Below are 16279 nucleotides of genomic sequence, written 5' to 3' on the forward strand. Positions count from 1 at the left end.
CTCCCTTTGAACTATACCGACTGTTTTCTGCCACAGGGGCAGTTCCCGAGCGGACAGGAGCCATCAGGTTGCTGCTGGCACTGTTCAACAACGGCGGTTCTGTGCATACGGGCCTGTTTCAGTCTATGAGCGACAATTGCCTTCGCCTGGGCGTCTGTTCGCCGGTCAACTTCCGGTAGCACGGGCGGCGCCACCCACCCACCGATGCTATCCACCAAGGCGGGCATATCCGGCACCAACACCTTCTGACCACTCCCCTTACCCGGCGAACCTCCGGCATTCAGTTTGATCGCCGCGCCACCGAGGGCAACGCCGCTTGGGTCGATTTTCACAAAGCTGCCGCCCGCCTTGAGGGTGATTTCCGCACCCGCTTCAATCACGGCTTTCTGACCGGCCTTGATATGCAGTTCGGTGCCGGACTCACTGAGCCAGGCCGTGCCAGCTTTCAGGTGCAGGGTGCCACTAACGTTGAAGCTGTGGTCTTTCCCGGTCTGTTCGCGTTTCTCGCCGGCCACGGTGTGATGGCTGCTGCCTTTCACGTGGCTGAGGCGATGCTTGCTGACCGTCAGGTGGCTGTCATTGCCGATGACTTCGGTGCGGTTGTTTTCCGTGCGCAGTGCCAGGTCTTTCTGAGCGTGAACGTAGATCTGTTCTTCGCCCGCCTCGTCTTCAAACCGCAGCTCGTTACTGCCCTCGCCCTTGTGGGTTTTGGTTTTCAGGGTGGTGCGGGTTTTGTGTTCCGGCAGAGCGTACGGCGGCGTGTTGGTGGCGTGCCAGGTTCGCCCGGTGATGATGGGCTGGTCAGGGTCGCCGTCCAGGAAGGAGACGATCACTTCATGGCCGATCCTCGGCAATGCGGTGAAACCATACTGCCCCCCGGCCCAACCCTGGCTGACCCGGAGCCAGGCACTGCTGTGTTCATCATTTGCCGCATAGCGATCCCAGGGAAATCGCACTTTCACGCGGCCGTATTGGTCGCAATGAATTTCCTCGCCTTCCGGGCCGGTAACTATCGCCATCTGCGGCCCATCCATCAGGGGTTTGTGTTCACACAGTGGCCGCCAGCTTCGGTCTGCAGGGATGGCGGTAAAGTGGTTGGCGTAGCGTGTCGGTTCGCTGCCACCCTCTTCTTCCAGGGCCTGGGGTTGTGAGCCGGTGTGGGTGATCGCCGTAAGTAGCCAGTCGCGATTCATGGCTTCGTTGTCGTGGTCGGTCAGCGGCACCCTGGCACCCGGTGCAAAATCCGGGCGATTGCTTTCACCAAGGGCGGTGCTGGCGTCGCTGCGCAAGGCAGCAAGCCTGGCTTCAGTGAACGGCCGACCACTGACGTCCTGTTTGAATCGGCCGGGGTAGTCGTAGTGCTGGTAATCCTCCCGGTGGACGAGCTGATCGCCAGACTGTTCATGCATCAGGGCGTAGGCCGGGTTCGTGAAGGTGTAATCCTTCATGGCGACCGAAGCAGGGCGCACCCGCTCTCGGTACGCGAACCGGAACACACAGGGCGTTCGGGTACTACCCCCCGCTGTGCCGTTGTATGGGACGGCCTCAAGCCGTGGCGAATCGCGATGATGATCGGCAAAAATCAGGGCAGGTGTTTCCTGACCATCGAGGCTGCCGTGCTGGTAGCGGTAGTGCCAGCCTTCCTCAGCCGCCAGACGTTCGACAAAGGCCAGATCACTTTCCCGGTGCTGGACGCAGTATTCCCGCTCCTCGGGGCCGCGTTTAAGATCAAACACGGTATCGACGATCCCCCGCTCCTCCAGCAGGGTGCGAACAATCTCATCCGTGCGTCGGTTCTGGAAAATACGGCTGTTGTGCATCAGCGCCAGGCGCCAGAGCGGTGGCCGGAAAACCAGTTCGTAACGGGTACGCCGGTGGCCGGAATCACCACGGGCAAATTCGCTGACCACGCCGGTAAAGCGACGCTGCGGCACCCCGTCCTGCCAGATCACGAGATCCACCGGTTGCTCCAGCACGTTCGAGGCGCCAACAGACGGATCGGTACTGGCCAGGTCAAGACGTCCCTGGAACAACTCGGACAGCCGTTCTGTCAGCGCGAAGCCAACAACGGAGAAGTGATCAGAGGAGTATTCGCCAATGGTGGCGGTAAATTGCAGTCCGCTTGTCTGGGGCATGTCTTCGATCCCTGAAGAAAAAAGAAAATCCGGGTCTTCGCACCATCCTGTACAAAGCCTCAGCCCCGGTGAAAACCTCCTGTTCCCACCAGGGCGGCCCTAGTTTAATACAAGCTGCGGGGTATGCGGTACCCCGCCAGCAGTTGCTGTGTGAACGGGTTGGTGTTGCTGCCAGCGTGAAGGCGGTACCGCATCTCCCCGTCGTCGACCCGGAACCGGACATCCACCGCGCTGCTGCTTACACCGGTAATGTCGGCTTTATCGAGCAGGCGGAACAGGGCCCAGGGTCCGTTCTCCGAGAGGCTGCGGGGCGAACGATTGACCTGGACAGGCACCAGGGTGATACGGCTCTCCACGGAGTCTCGCAGGGTATTGGGCCAGACCAGCGGAATACTCTGGCGCGGGCCATGGCTGAACTCCACCAACTGGCCATCCACATTGACCACACTGCGGCGTTTGTTGGACGAGAGATTGAGCGGCTCCAGCGCAAACTCCACATCGAGGGACCCGCCACGGGTGAAGTAGGCCCTGCGGATTCGAGTCGCGTTCTCCAGGGAAGCCAGAACATCACGGCGTACCAGTCCCGCGCGGCGGGCGTCGCCTACCTGTTCGGGGTGGTCCTCAAGGAACAGTTTCAGGTTTTCCTGATAAAAGGTGTCCAGTGCGCCGCCCGGAGCAAAGAACTGCTCGAAGTCCTGCAACGCGACATCACGCCCTGAATCGGGGTTGAACGGATAATGGCGGGCCAGGTTCTGCTGGAAGGGCTGGTACACCTCGCGGTACCAATCACGCTCCAGTTGCGCCACGGCCTGATCCAGCACCACCCGCCAACTTTCCGTAGCCAGCCGAGTCAGCAGCCGGTTCAGCGGCTCGGGCTGGTTGCTTGCCATGCGCTGCAGGGTGAAGATCGGGTCGGCGCCCTGCAGGCCCATCCTGGCCCGAGCTGCAGCCAGGGCAGCCTTGCCTTTGTCTGGCGCTTCCTGGATGTTGCGCATGTATTCGTGAAGTTCACTGACCACCATCATGACCTGTTCGAGCCCGGTTGGCTGATCGTCATTTTTTCGGGTCAACTGGTTGAGGTCGGCGAACTGCCGCTCAATATCCTGCAGCATTCGGAAATGGGGAGACCGCTCCAGAACTTCCCGGGCCGCGGCATTCTCCCCGTCTGCCGAGGGCACAAGGCGCGTGTTGTGACGAATCTGCCCAAGCAGGTTTGCCAGGGGTTCGTGGCCGCTGGTCAGGCTCTCGAGAATACGTACACCGTGGTTCAGGTCCTCGAACCGCTGAATATCGATGCGACTCAAGGCGGTACGCCAGGCCTCCGCATAGTGCTCGGCATAGAGGGTCTGCAAACTGGCCAGCAGCTCGGCTTCGTCCGCCTTGCTGAAATCAACGTTATCCCGGCGGCCCAGAACCCAGGCGTCGACCAGAGCCAGATCCGTCACCGATCCGGACTTTCGCAGGAACCACTTTTCCAGACCCTCCCGGGTCAGGAGCGAGGGAATCGTCAGAGCATCTTCTTCCAACGCAGCCCCGGAACTGACCGGCTCGCCGTACGCATCCACCGGGACAAACACCGTGCTGAATGCCGGCCCGGATGCACGGGCCAGTTCCAGCGGCGCCCGGAATTCCTGTTCTGCCTCAGTTTCCAGATCCCGGTAGACCCGGTCTGGCGTAGCAATCCGACCGAGTTCATGTTGTGCCCACTGAACACTGCTACGGAACGGCGCCAGCGTCATATCAGCCACTGCATCCCCCTGGCGGGTGAGTTGTGCCAGGTCGGTATGCACCATGGCATAGTCCAGATGACCGAGTAACCGTTGCTGCAGTTCACTCTGGCCGGGGAACGCCCGCTGCCAGTAATCCCGCATGTAGCGGTTCACGATATCGCCCCGACGACCACTGGCGTCATAAAGCATGCGCAACACCCGCAGATGCTCAAGGCGCTCGGTGCTATTGTCGGGTGCCCGTCCCATCTCGGCCATCACTCCGAACATCAGTGCCGGCAGATACTGATAGGCAAGCATATCCAGGTAGGACTCTTCCACTTCCGGGCCCACCTCATGCCCCCGGTAAAGGCCCATATCGCTGAGCAGCGGCCACTTCCGTCGATGGTCGCCAAAGGCCAGGGTCGCCTCACGAAGCTCATCCAGTGGGCCGAGCAGGTTCCGGCCAGTGTTGTCCGGTTCAAAACCCACCGGTTGCCAGTTATCAATGAACTGCTGGACACGTGCTTCGACAGCGGTAGCGGCTTCCGCATTCTTGATAAAGTAATGCTGCCAGCCGGCGGTCATGCCGGCACCGGCACACACTGCCATTGCTGCGGCCACAGCCAGCCGGCGTTTCCGGGACTGAACAACACGTCGGTTGTCTCCGGCAAGACCGGCCTCCGGGTAGATGATCTCCGGAAACAGAGCCCGGGTGAACAGGTTGGCGGACGGCCCCACCCGTTGGGCAGGCTGAATGGGCCCAGCGATCTGGTAGTTGGCGGCAGCTGCCGAGACAAACGCATCCTCAGGTACGCCCTCCTGCAACACCGACGTAAAGTAGGCGCCGCGAACCATCGCCGGTGTCGAGAACACATCCGCAGACAGCAGGTCGGTCAGAAAATGCTCCAGCACCGGCTTCAGGCCGGCAAGCTGGCGGGTAAAGGAATAAGCTGCTGCCCGTTCTTCGGCATCCCGGGTGTTGGCCAGAACCTCTGGCAGGCGATCGCTGAGACGCTCAACCATGGCGGTGTATCGGTCGGAAAACTGGTTCAACCAGTCGTCGTTATCCGGTCGACCTTCGAGACTGAAGGTAAAGCCAAGGGCCTGTTCTTTCTCCTGCTTGCTCAGGGTCCGCACCAGCGGGCCAAAACCGTAGAGCAGATCCATCTTGGTGAATGTGACATACACGGGCAAACGAGAGCCTATCTGTTCCATGAGTTCCCGCAGACGCGTACGCAAAAGGATGGCCTGATCCTGCCTCTGGCCGGGATCTGCCACACTGAGACTGGCCAGATCAACCGCGAGCACCACCCCGTTCAGGGGCCGCTGTGGGCGATGTTGCTCAAGCCAGGCAATGAAATGATTCCACAGGCGCTGCTGGATCTCAGCGCCGGCACCCTCTCCTTGACTTTGGCTCAGCAGTTCACCATCCGGATCGATCAGCACACCCTCATCGCCAATCCACCAGTCAAAGCCGAATGGGTTGCGATCGACCCGGTTGTTTCGGGTTACGTTGGTGAGCGTGTAGGTCTGCCCGGAGCGCTGAATCAGACTGGTCTTGCCGGCCTCCTCAAGGCCCATCACCAGATACCATGGCAACCGGTAAATGCCTTTGCGTCCCGGGAGATTGCTTTTCAGAGCCGCCAGTTGACGGTCCAGCAGTCGCTGCTGCTTGCGCTCCATGGGCAGAATCGGATCTTCCTGTTCCTTCTGCTCTTCCGCCTGCCGGACGTTCACCTTGCGCAGGCGGCGCGCCAGTATCATGCCCCACACCATGGCGACCACAAGGACAACGCCCAGGGTTACCAGGGCCCGCATCTGCCAGGCCGCCAGAGGAAACTCGCCGTTCATTTCCCACCGCGGCCCCAGCCACCAGGTGGCCACCAGCAAGGCAATAACCCCCAGGGCCAGGGTGACCGGGGCTGCATTTTTGAGATATGGCAGAAGCCAGCGACCGATGAGTAAAGCTTTTCTCCACATGGTGTCCATTCCTGCTGTGATTCCTTGGTGTATTCGGGGCTCAACCCAGCTTCTCAAGCTGCCTGATCAGGCCGGGCTCCCAGTCTTCGAGAGCCAGGCCACGGACCTGTGCCTGAAGATCCTGAACCTGTTGCGCCGCCAGTGATTTCAGGCCCGCGTCTTTCATCAATCGGGCGCTGGCAAGGCGCCAATAGAAACGGTCTCTTGGCTCCCTGGCGTCCGCCAGCCCGTCCTCCAGTAGTTGCATCGCAACAGAGAGCCCCTTTTGTCCAACCAGCTCCCGGGCCTTGTCATAAACCTCTTCCCAGGCATTGGCGCTGCCTGCGGAGCCACCCGCCGCGGGCGCGGACCAGAGCCACTCTTCTGCGTCCCGGGAGAGGAACGGGGTGCCATCGTTGAAGGTGAGTTCCGACAACTGGGCAAGCCGCTCGACAAACTCCCTTACGGATACACGGATGGCTTCTGCACAGGCATGGTGGCCCAGGACTGCTGCTACCCGTGCACTCAACCAGTGTCCATCGAGCCAGAATGGACTGACCGACAAGCTCTGTTCGATTTTTTGCCACAATCCGAGGTCTGCGGATTTTTCCAGGGCTTCCCGATAATCGGCCACACGATCAGCACTGACTGCGGCAAGATCGGTGCGTTTTCCGTCCCGTGTCGGTGGTACCGCAGTGATGTTCTGCCAGATAGCGTAGCGGCGAATCTGGTACCCCAGAGGCTGGTCCGGACCCGTTTCGGTGAGCATGTCCGCGACTTTCAGAAGACTCTGCCGGGTTGCCCGTTCGTCGCCCGGGTCCAGCGTGAGAGAGCCGAGGGATGGCTTTGCCTGTGTCGGCTTCTGCGCTGGTGTCTCGGCGTCCGAATCCTGGCCGCCCGCCGCTGCCGGCGAACGCGGTTCGGGCGCTGCCGTCGCATCATTGACCCGTGGCAGCTTTTCAACCGCCCGTTTGAGATCCTGCAGTGGCTCCTCCGGTAATTCCCGCCCAGCGGCCTGGTCCATCAGTCTGGAAAGAAGTTCAAGGCAGAATGCTCGACCGTCGCCAACACTGCCATCGAACGCCAGGGCATCGACACCCTTGCCGGCGCGCTGGAGCATCTGGGTAAACATCATTTTGCGGGCCCGCCCGCCTTTGTCCCCGGGATAGGGCCAGGCCTGCTCCCACCACTCGTCCAGAACCCGATGCAAGAGGTACAGGGACAGTGCAAACCGTTCCCCGTCGCCACCACGCTGCAGGGCTATCAGCAGAAAGCCCAGTACTTTCAGATCCTTGCTACGGTCCGAGAGAACTGTCAGGGCATCGCTTTCGACCTTGCTCCAATCGATGTCGGTATGGGCCAGCGAGCCTACCTTCATGATCTCGTTTTCCAGGAACTCCAGCGTTGCATCGTCGCCGAGTGCCTCGCCCACGCCCGAATCACCGGGCAATGGTGAGACGACCTGTTCAACGTAAGGGTGTTGCTCAATGATCTGCATGGTACTGTCCCGACTTGCTGTGTTCCGCCTGTGACTACCAGCCACAGGTCTCGCGTAGCGGTTCAATGGCCCGGCGGTAACCCGAGAGATCAAACAGCAGGCCATCAATGCGACTGTTGGGCGATTCGATGCGCACTTCTTTGCTCTCTATCATGGCCTTAACGGTACGAATGGCCGGCAGGCCCCGGCCGCCGCTGAGCACGAAACCGCTGTCCCGTACCCGCCAGATGGTCTGTCCCTTGCCAAACCCCAACCGAACCCGCTCCTCGTCCATCGTCTCCGGCAGCATCAGGGTGAGTTCGGTAATGTTGTTGTGGCACTGGAGCGCGAGCAGAGGTCTGGGAGGTTGAACGCCCAAAGCCGGAATGGTCACCAGCTGACCGGCGACCCTTCCGGGATCCCGGAAAAACACGCCGGCGCCTGCATCGTCAACACTGGCGTAGGCCTGTCGCCACCGCTCGGATCGCCGGCCATCCGGGGCCGTGGGTTGGTCCCCGGACGCCGCCACAGGCGTGCCAAAAACCTCATCAAAACAGGCTAGCCGCTCAAGTCGCTGGGGCTCACCGGTACAGAGCCGGGCATCCTCAAGTTGGTCGGCGCAGGCGTTGGAGATCAGGAAGACCAGCGCCAGTGCGACAAGGACGCGACCGGTAGATTGCAGTTTTCGGGGAATCATCAATCTGTCACCTGGTACTTGAGACACTTATGGGCGAGGGTCCGCTTTGGCAGCCCGAGGCTTTCCGCCGCCTGGGCACGGTTACCACCGTATTGACGCAAGCGCTCGCGAATAATCGCAGCTTCAAAGGCCTGTGCCGCGGCTTTAAGATCCCGGATCTCTTCCACAGCGGGCAAATCAATGGAGTTGCGGTCTCCGGCATCCAATGTTGCCATGTTCCAGCCAAGGGGCTCTTCAAACAGATCATTGAGCCGGAGGACTTCCGGCTGGATATCATCCCCGCCCGGGGTTTGCAGGCAGGCCAGTTCAATGATGTTACGCAACTCCCGAACGTTGCCCGGGAAGTCGTATCCAGCCAACAGATGCAGGGCGTGGCTGGAAATACCCATTGGTCCAGTACCCTCACGTTCGGTATATAGCCGGATAAAGTGACGACTCAGGGCCTCAAGGTCGTCCGGGCGCTCTCGCAAGGGCGTCACCCGCAGCGGAAACTGGCTCAGTCGGTAAAACAGGTCCCGCCGGAAACGGCCATCTTCAATCCCTGCCTGCAGCGGCTGGTGGGTAGCCGCCACCAGACGAAAGTCCGAACGCTGTTCCTCACGGGCGCCCAATGGGCGGAACTGGCGGCTTTCGAGCACCCGGAGCAGCTTCGATTGCAAAGCCATGGGCATGTCCCCGATTTCATCCAGGAACAGGGTTCCGCCATTGGCCTGGGCCAGAAGGCCTTGCTTATCCTGATCAGCACCGGAAAAGGCGCCCCTGGTATGGCCGAAAAGCTCGCTTTCCAGAAGGGTATCCGGGATGGCGGCACAGTTGACCACGACCATAGGCCCGTCGGCCCGGTCGGACATTTCGTGAATACCGCGGGCGACCACATCCTTGCCACAACCGGTTTCGCCCTGCACCAGCACGGATAGCTGACTACCGGCGGCCCGAACGATCTGGGCCCGAAGCCTGATCATGGCCTCGGAGTTGCCCACGAGGGTTCGGGCCAGCTGTTCGCAGTGGTTACGGACAGTTTCGGCGTCGTGCAGGTGATCCAGGGAGCGCTTGAGCAGGCGGCGTTGCCAGATCTGGTCGCGGCTCTGAAGCTGGGTAATCCATTGATGAACCAGCAGTTGCCGTAGGCCACAGTAAAGTGGCTGGCCGGTGATGCCGTCCCAGTCAGATTCGTCTCGGCAGAGAACGAGTATGCCGAGGGTTCGGCCATCGTCACCGGTGAGCGGCTCGAGCCACAGGGACCGGGGGCGGTCGCTGGCTTCGAACAGGGCCTGGAAACCGGCATGGTCCAGGCGGTAGCTGGCGGCTCGGCTCAGTTCGCGGGCTTTGCCGGTTTGCAGCACGTGGGCAAAGGGGTGGCTGAAGTCGCCGCAGTCGAATTCGCCCTGTTCGGCCAGGCCGTTGCAGTGCAGGGTCCGGCCACTAAGGTCGAGTTCGAGTGCCCAGCAGCGGGTCAGGCCGAAGGCGTTTTCCAACTGTGTTGTGGCGGTTTTCAGCAGATCCGGCAGGTTGTCCTGCTGGATCAGGGCCACCGCCAGGTCGATGCCGGTGTGCAGTTCCATCTGCATCCGTCCCATGGTTCTCTTCCCTAAGATTATTATGCTTTTGTGTGCGCCGACCGCACGCTGCGCTACTTTAGAGTGGCCCTAAACCACCATTCCCCTGAATTTGGCATCTTCAACACCCAACGTGACCTTTGTAACCGGCTCCCTCGCAGCCAGTTTCTCCAGCAACGCCAATGAAACCGGCGGCAACAACTCACCCTCTATGATCGACTCAAGCATCCTTGCGCCGTTTTCGCTTCTTGTCGCACGGCTGCGGATGGCATCGACCAGGCCTTCCTGAAGCTCCACTTCGGTGTGATAACGGGTTTTGATCTGGTCCGCCAGGCGCTGGAGTTTGTCGCCAACGATGCGGTTGAGGGTTTCCTCGCCCAGGGGCAGGTAGGGCACCACTTCCATTCTTGCCAGCAAGGCCGGCTTGAAGAAGCTGGCCAGTTCCGGGTAGAGGGCTTCGTCCAGGCTGGCCGGGGACTCGGCGTGGTTGACGATGGTCTGGTATCCGAGGTTGGAGGTGAGGAAGAAGACGACATTTTTGCAGTCAATGAGTCGGCCTTCGCCGTCAGCCAGTTCGCCTTTGTCGAACGCCTGGTAGAACAGGTTGAGAACTTCCGGATGGGCTTTTTCGACTTCGTCGAGCAACACCACAGAGTAGGGTTTCTGGCGGATGGCTTCGGTCAGGATGCCGCCTTCCCCGAAGCCGACATAACCCGGCGGTGAGCCGATCAGGCGTGAAACAGTGTGTTTTTCCTGGTATTCAGACATGTTGATGGTGGTGAGAAACTGGCGACCGCCGTAGAGCAGCTCGGCCAGTTGCAACACGGTTTCAGTTTTACCAACACCGCTGGGACCTACCAGTAGGAACGCGCCCATGGGGCGGCCAGGCCGGCGAAGGTCGGCTCGGGCGGTGAGCAGGTGCTGGTGCAGGCAATCGATGGCGGTGTCCTGACCCTTGATGTGCTCCTGCAGATACGCCGGCAGGTGGGTGATTTTTTCCAGTTCGTCGGTGGTCATGCGGTTAACCGGGATACCGGTCCAGTCGGCGATAACCTGAGCCACCTGGCGGGCATCAACGCGGGCGTGTACCAGCGGTTCATCGGCCTGGAGCCCGGCCAGTTCCTGCTCAATGGCGGCGGCTTCGCTTTTCAGGTCCGGGCGTTCTTCTGTATCCCCATCGGTCAATTCAGAGATATCCGCTTCGGCCTGCGGTTCGCCGGTGAGCAACTGTTCCCGGATCTCCACCAGTCGGGCCACCAGCTCGCGCTGTTCGTTCCAGCTCTGTTCCAGGGCTTCGGCTTCGGTGGTCAGGTCAGCAATCTGCTGCTCCAGGGCCTGTTCACGTTCTGCATCCACGCTCTGGCCAAGGGTGTGTTCCCTGCTGAGCAGTTGCTGCTCCATTGCGAGCTGATGCAGCTCGCTGCGGACGTGGCTCAGGCGGCGTGGCGGTGTGCTGAGATTGAGGCTGACCCGGGCACAGGCGGTGTCCAGTACGTCGATGGCTTTGTCCGGTAGCTGACGGCCGGCAAGGTAACGGGCAGACATGTCGGCGGCGGCTTTCAGGGCACTGTCGGCGATCAGGACCTGATGGGCTTTTTCATAGACGGTGCGCAGGCCACGGAGGATGTGGACGGCTTCTCCGGGTGTGGGCTCATCCAGCGCCACCGGCTGGAAACGCCGGCTCAGGGCGGGGTCTTTTTCGAAGTATTTCTTGTATTCGCGCCAGGTGGTCGCGGCGATGGTGCGCAGCTCGCCCCGGGCCAGGGCCGGTTTGAGCAGGTTGGCGGCATCGGAGCCGCCTTCGCTGTTGCCGGCGCCAATCAGGGTGTGGGCTTCGTCGATGAACAGGATGATAGGGGTAGCGGAGCCTTTGACCGCTTCGATCACGCCTTTCAGGCGCTTTTCGAACTCGCCTTTCACCGAGGCACCGGCCTGCAGGGCCCCCATATCCAGGGTCCAGAGCTCCACCTGTTTAAGACGATCCGGCACATCACCGTTAACGATGCGCAGGGCCAGGCCTTCCACCACTGCGCTTTTGCCCACGCCGGCATCACCCACCACAATGGGGTTGTTCTTGCGACGGCGGCAAAGAATGTCGATCATCTGGTCGATTTCGGCATCCCGGCACACCACCGGGTCCAGCTTGTCTTCCCGAGCCAGTCTGGTGAAATCGGTGGCGTAGCGTTTAAGTGGGTCCAGATCCGCGCTCACCACCGGTTGTCCGGGGTCCAGATCGTTCAGTTCCGGCCGCTCCACCGAGCCGTCGGTGAACCGTTCAAACTGCTTGCGTAGCTGCTCGCGGTTGATACCCGCCAGTTCCCTTGCGACACGGGGCATCAGGTAACGGTCGGCACTCATCAGCAAGGCCAGGAAGACGGCGCCAGAGCGCAGTTCGGTGTGCCCCAGTTCGGTGGAAGCCAGCAGCCAGGCATCCTGCATCAGCTCCACCAACAGCGGAGAGAAGGACGGATAGGGCTCGGCGCTTTGCGCTTCGCCGCTCAGGCTATCGCCTACCACCGGCTGCAGCGTCTGATGATCCATACCGGTGTGTTCCAGAATCTGGCGCACATCGGAAAACGGGGTTTCCAGCAGTTGGAACAGCAGATGCGCTGGTGTAATCTCGGCGCCCTGGCGGCTGATACACAGGGCCGCAGAGGCCTCCAGAGCCTGACGTGATATTTCGTTAAGGCGCCCGATCAGCGCCGGCAGTTCTACCCGAATCACAGTGATGTCCTTATTTCGGTAATTGATCCAATACGCGCAATACGTCCGTGATGCGCTCGTTCAATGCCATGTTGTACAGGGAATAGATCCCGGCCATCGCGGCCACAAACAGACCCGCAACCCCCCAGACCGGCAAGCCGCTGCGTAGCCGGTTGCGGGTTGGTGTCACGTTCATCCGGGCATCCGCCAGAGGCGCGTGATCCTGCTCCCCCTGCAGTGCTTTCAATTGATCGTGGAGGCCCCGGACGATCTGATCGTACTCATCCCGGCCGTTTTCCATCACCTTGTACCGGCCCTCAAAACCGAGACAGAGGCACAGGTAGATGAACGAGAGCATGTCGCGGTAGCGGGCCGGTTCCTGCTCCATCCGGGCGAGGATGGCAAAGACCTTTTCCCCGCCCCAGGTCTCATTGTGGAAACGGGACAGCAGCGAATGCTGGGACCAGACACTGTGAGCGCCCCAATCGGTCCCCAGCACGGCTTCGTCAATGAAGGCGCAAAGTACGTACCGGTAGGCCACAACAACCGGCCGGTCGTACCCCTGCTCCACCAATTCACGGTCAATCGCGGCGATCTCGTCGACGACCTGCTGATACAGGGTTTCCACCGCGCGATACTGCGCCAGCCTGCGTATGCGGATTACCAGGCCAAGCAAGGGTGTGGCGGCATCAATCAGGCGGTTATGTTCCAAGCCTCTGAGTTGGAACTGCTCGTCGACCAAGCCTTCCCTGTTGCCCTCGGAAGGTTTCTCGCTGTCGGCAAACATCAGATCACTGAATGCACTGCTGCCGGAATTCCTGCTGCCATTGGGTAAATCCATTACCTGTGCATCTGTCATGATTTAACTCCTGATTGCCCAGAACTGCATTTCCATGCCCGGGAAACTGCCGGCCACGTGGAACGCGAAACCGCTGGCGTTGTCGAGCATTTGCCAGGCCTGGCTCTGGTCGTCCAGGCGGAAGTACACGAAGCCGGCGTGGTACGGCAACTGCCGGGGTGCAACCGGCAGCGCTGAGAGCGGAATTCCCGGCAGTTGCAGGCTGATGAGATCCCGTATTTTCTCCACCGAGGCCACCTTGCATTGTTGGGTGAACTGCTTGCGCAGATCGTCCAGCGGCATGTCGGCCTTGACCGCAAGAATGAATTCCGCATCCCTCACCAACTGGGCATCCTGAACCGGGGCCACGGTCAGTCCGTACTGGCGCTCCTGGAGCTGGATAGCCAGGGCTCTTGGTTCCAGTACCGTACTCAGGGACTGCCGCAGAACCTGCATGAGCGGGGTAAAACAGTCTTCCGGAAGATCATGATCGTAGGGCGGGTACTCCCTCGGCAGGCGCCCTTCATCGGTGAAGGTCACCAACTCGCCACACAGCTCGAGCAGGGCTTCAAACAGTCGTTCGGGATGCAACTGCCGCAGGCGGGCCAGATGCATGAATCTGGGGTGGGCCCGGTTGAGCATCTGCAGCAACATGAAGTCCGCCACATCCGCAACGCCGCCTTGCCCGGGAGCACCGACACGTTCGGCGATATTGCGTGCCCGCTCCCGCATCAGGCCCGCCATTTCCCCGACAAATCGCTGCAGTCTCGGCGCGGCCCGCACACTCAGCATGGTAGGGATGAAATTCGGGTCCATCACCAGGCTGCCATCCGGGCGCTTTTCCATAATCCGGCCGATGGCCAGGGCAGCATAAGCGCTGCGATCTTCGCGCTCCAGCATCAGGCGGGGCGCAACGCGCGCCACATCAATGGTATGGGCATCGCCGTCGATCGAATGCAGATCCCGGATTTCCCGGGAATCGGCACGAAACCGGCCGGACACCGGGGCGTCCGGCCATTCCACTTCCGCCAGGCTGTCACTGCCGAGCGGCAGCGCAAGATAGACAATCTGATTGGCCACGGAAGCATCGGAGATTTCCATCGGCTCCGGCATCACATCGTCCTGGGGCAGGCTGAAACGGGTGCCGTCGGGGAACAGGCCGGAGGCCCGAACCAGGCCTATCCGGCCGAAGCTCAGGTATTCGGCATTCAGCTCCAGGTCACTGAAACCATAGAGGTAATCGGAAATCGCGAGCGCCCGTTCATTGATCTGGTGTTCCAGATATCGCTGCTGTTGCTGGAAGTGTTGGGGCTTGATGAACAGGCCATCACTCCAGACGACTCGATTGGTTACCGCCATCAGGTGTCATCCGAATGCTTGAGTTGAACTTCCCGCTCCCGCAGGTTCACCAGCAGGTTGTAGCGGCCGCCGATTGGATCCACCTTTACCACCTTCTTCCACTGGGACAGGTTGGGGTAGGCGTAAAAGGCGATCACGCCGATAAATCGGGTGTCCTCGCCAATCTCGAAGGGTTCGATGAACTTGAACTGGCCAGGCACCAGGGAATAATCGCTGTGGTCCACATAGTTCTGGCCCAGTGACGACTCCAGGTCACTCAGCAACTGGTCGAAATCCCCGGCCATCAGCAGGGAGCTGTCGCGCATCTCGATGATCTGGAATGCGATGGGGGTGGGTGCCAGGGATTCGTTCGGGTTAACATCCGGCTCGGCCACCATGGTCAGACCCACGCGGCTGGGGAGATCTTCCGGGTACCCCACCGGGATATCGGGGTCCCAGAGCACTTTTGCGGTTTTGGTCACCGCGTTATAGGGCGTGCTGCATCCGGCAAGCACGAATACGATGGCCAGCAAGCTCCATTTGCAGGTCTTCACAACGGGTTCTCCCTCTGTAGTTGGCGCAGGTTCTGGTCGTAAGCCTGTTCGAACACCTCCTGGAACAGGCGCTCGAACCCCTGCTGACGACTGGATTTCAGTTCGCGGTAGTAATGCTGGTACATATCCCAGGCCCAGCGTCCCTCCTCCTCATTCTGGCGAAGCCCCCGACGATAACCGTGGAAGCGGCGCAGCAAGGCCTCGGGTGAAAAGGCATGCAGGATGGCCGCCAACGCCTCACTGATGGCTTCACGGGTTGCCTGCTGGTGATGGTTCAGGCTCTGCAGGCTTTCCCGCACCGCCGCCGGCGCCGACAAGTGAACCGGGCTGCGATGGCTGGCGAACAGGGTCTGCACTGTGTCTTCATAACCCTCGCCCAACCGAAGTGGATTATCTTCAATGGGTTGCAAACGGGTTCTCAGCGCCTGATGCCGGCTGTCTTCTCCCTGGTGCAGGGCCAACAACCCTTCAACGGTCGCCTTCAGGGTTTGCCCCGCTTCTTCCAGAAAAAGGCGCATCTCATCGCTGTCGGCAAAGTCCAGCCCGGCTTCCATACCCCGAAGCAGGGGCGCACCGCTGATGTGTTTGCTGCTCTGGTCGACAGACTCCCGGCGATCACCGGTCATTGTGGTCTCAGACATCCTGTCTCTCTCTCCTTTGCGAACGGGTAGGCCAACCGCCACGTCGCGGTTTTCTCGGTACTCATCCGAGACAGGCCTTTGAGGGGCATACCAGGAGGCCTCGCTGGCCATCAGAGTGTCGGTTTCCGGCTCCTGTTCTTCCGACTGCCCACTCCAGGGTGCCAGCGGATCATCACTGACTGCCTCCCCGGCTGCCGGTGCAAGTTTTTGCAACGGTTCCGGATTCTCGTTCGCGCTCATCGAGTCCTGTCCCCGGACCAACGGCCCCTCATCGACATCAACCAGGACCGTGGCCTGTTCTGACTCACCACGGTCAATCAACGGATCCCCGACAGACTCGGCCAGTTCGGCACGAAGCCGGTAGCGTCCGATACCGACGGTATCGCCATGATTCAGGCGAGCCCGACGCCCCCGGCCCACGGGCTGGCTGGCGCTGTTGATGTAGGTACGGCCGCTACGGTCGATCAGGCAGAAACCGCCATCCAGGAACCGGATTTCTGCATGGCCGGGAACCGCGCCCGTTCGCTGGGACGCTAATCGCCAGGTATCACTGGCGGCTGTTCCGATGGAGCCGCCGCGAACGCTGAACCAGTGCTCGATGGTTGCACCCCCGCCGGCAACCGTCGGGTTGGTTACAGTCAGCTTCAGGCTCACCGCCCGTTGTTCATCCAT

General features: G+C 60.8%; 10 protein-coding genes. All 10 read right to left on the reverse strand.

Translation table 11 applies throughout. The features are described 5' to 3' along the window. Positions 1 to 11: 11 nt before the first annotated feature. The 10 genes from ACESMK_RS00195 to tagH all read right to left on the reverse strand — a co-directional run bounded on the left by ACESMK_RS00195 (position 12) and on the right by tagH (position 16279). Positions 12 to 2135: a type VI secretion system Vgr family protein gene (locus ACESMK_RS00195; RefSeq protein ID WP_372994083.1), complete on the reverse strand. Its 2124-nt coding sequence runs from the start codon at positions 2133 to 2135 to the stop codon at positions 12 to 14. A 104-nt stretch (positions 2136 to 2239) separates the two neighbouring features. Continuing rightward, entirely contained in the window at positions 2240 to 5833 is a 3594-nt protein-coding gene (gene tssM, locus ACESMK_RS00200; protein WP_372994085.1) for a type VI secretion system membrane subunit TssM, read from the reverse strand. Positions 5834 to 5864: 31 nt separating this feature from the next. Further along, positions 5865 to 7301, reverse strand: coding sequence for a type VI secretion system protein TssA (gene tssA, locus ACESMK_RS00205; RefSeq protein ID WP_372994087.1), 1437 nt, complete (start codon positions 7299 to 7301; stop codon positions 5865 to 5867). 34 nt (positions 7302 to 7335) lie between these two features. Further along, positions 7336 to 7977, reverse strand: coding sequence for a type VI secretion system-associated protein VasI (vasI, locus tag ACESMK_RS00210; RefSeq protein WP_372994089.1), 642 nt, complete (start codon positions 7975 to 7977; stop codon positions 7336 to 7338). Then, complete coding sequence (locus tag ACESMK_RS00215; protein WP_372995403.1) at positions 7977 to 9545, reverse strand: sigma-54 interaction domain-containing protein; 1569 nt, start codon at positions 9543 to 9545, stop codon at positions 7977 to 7979. Before ACESMK_RS00215 ends, vasI begins: the two co-directional genes overlap by 1 nt. A gap of 78 nt (positions 9546 to 9623) precedes the next feature. Further along, positions 9624 to 12257 (reverse strand): type VI secretion system ATPase TssH, encoded by a 2634-nt coding sequence (gene tssH, locus ACESMK_RS00220; protein ID WP_372994091.1) that lies wholly within the window; start codon positions 12255 to 12257, stop codon positions 9624 to 9626. 10 nt (positions 12258 to 12267) lie between these two features. Then, on the reverse strand, positions 12268 to 13095 hold the full coding sequence (icmH, locus tag ACESMK_RS00225; RefSeq protein WP_372994093.1) for a type IVB secretion system protein IcmH/DotU: 828 nt from the start codon (positions 13093 to 13095) through the stop codon (positions 12268 to 12270). A 3-nt stretch (positions 13096 to 13098) separates the two neighbouring features. Further along, positions 13099 to 14433 (reverse strand): type VI secretion system baseplate subunit TssK, encoded by a 1335-nt coding sequence (tssK, locus tag ACESMK_RS00230; protein WP_372994095.1) that lies wholly within the window; start codon positions 14431 to 14433, stop codon positions 13099 to 13101. Then, positions 14433 to 14966 carry a type VI secretion system lipoprotein TssJ gene (gene tssJ, locus ACESMK_RS00235; protein WP_153634063.1) on the reverse strand — a complete coding sequence of 178 codons (534 nt, stop codon included), beginning with the start codon at positions 14964 to 14966 and terminating at the stop codon, positions 14433 to 14435. The genes tssK and tssJ overlap by 1 nt, the downstream gene beginning before the upstream one ends. Beyond that, complete coding sequence (tagH, locus tag ACESMK_RS00240; RefSeq protein ID WP_372994097.1) at positions 14963 to 16279, reverse strand: type VI secretion system-associated FHA domain protein TagH; 1317 nt, start codon at positions 16277 to 16279, stop codon at positions 14963 to 14965. The genes tssJ and tagH overlap by 4 nt, the downstream gene beginning before the upstream one ends.

It is taken from the genome of Marinobacter sp. (assembly GCF_041687235.1).
Lineage (GTDB): Bacteria > Pseudomonadota > Gammaproteobacteria > Pseudomonadales > Oleiphilaceae > Marinobacter.

Bases quoted from the DNA above. Each gene is read 5' to 3' on its own strand.
- ACESMK_RS00195 (WP_372994083.1), bottom strand. From the start codon at position 2,135: ATGCCCCAGACAAGCGGACTGCAATTTACCGCCACCATTGGCGAATAC.
- tssM (WP_372994085.1), bottom strand. From the start codon at position 5,833: ATGGACACCATGTGGAGAAAAGCTTTACTCATCGGTCGCTGGCTTCTG.
- tssA (WP_372994087.1), bottom strand. From the start codon at position 7,301: ATGCAGATCATTGAGCAACACCCTTACGTTGAACAGGTCGTCTCACCA.
- vasI (WP_372994089.1), bottom strand. From the start codon at position 7,977: ATGATTCCCCGAAAACTGCAATCTACCGGTCGCGTCCTTGTCGCACTG.
- ACESMK_RS00215 (WP_372995403.1), bottom strand. From the start codon at position 9,545: ATGCAGATGGAACTGCACACCGGCATCGACCTGGCGGTGGCCCTGATC.
- icmH (WP_372994093.1), bottom strand. From the start codon at position 13,095: ATGACAGATGCACAGGTAATGGATTTACCCAATGGCAGCAGGAATTCC.
- tssK (WP_372994095.1), bottom strand. From the start codon at position 14,433: ATGGCGGTAACCAATCGAGTCGTCTGGAGTGATGGCCTGTTCATCAAG.
- tagH (WP_372994097.1), bottom strand. From the start codon at position 16,279: ATGGATGAACAACGGGCGGTGAGCCTGAAGCTGACTGTAACCAACCCG.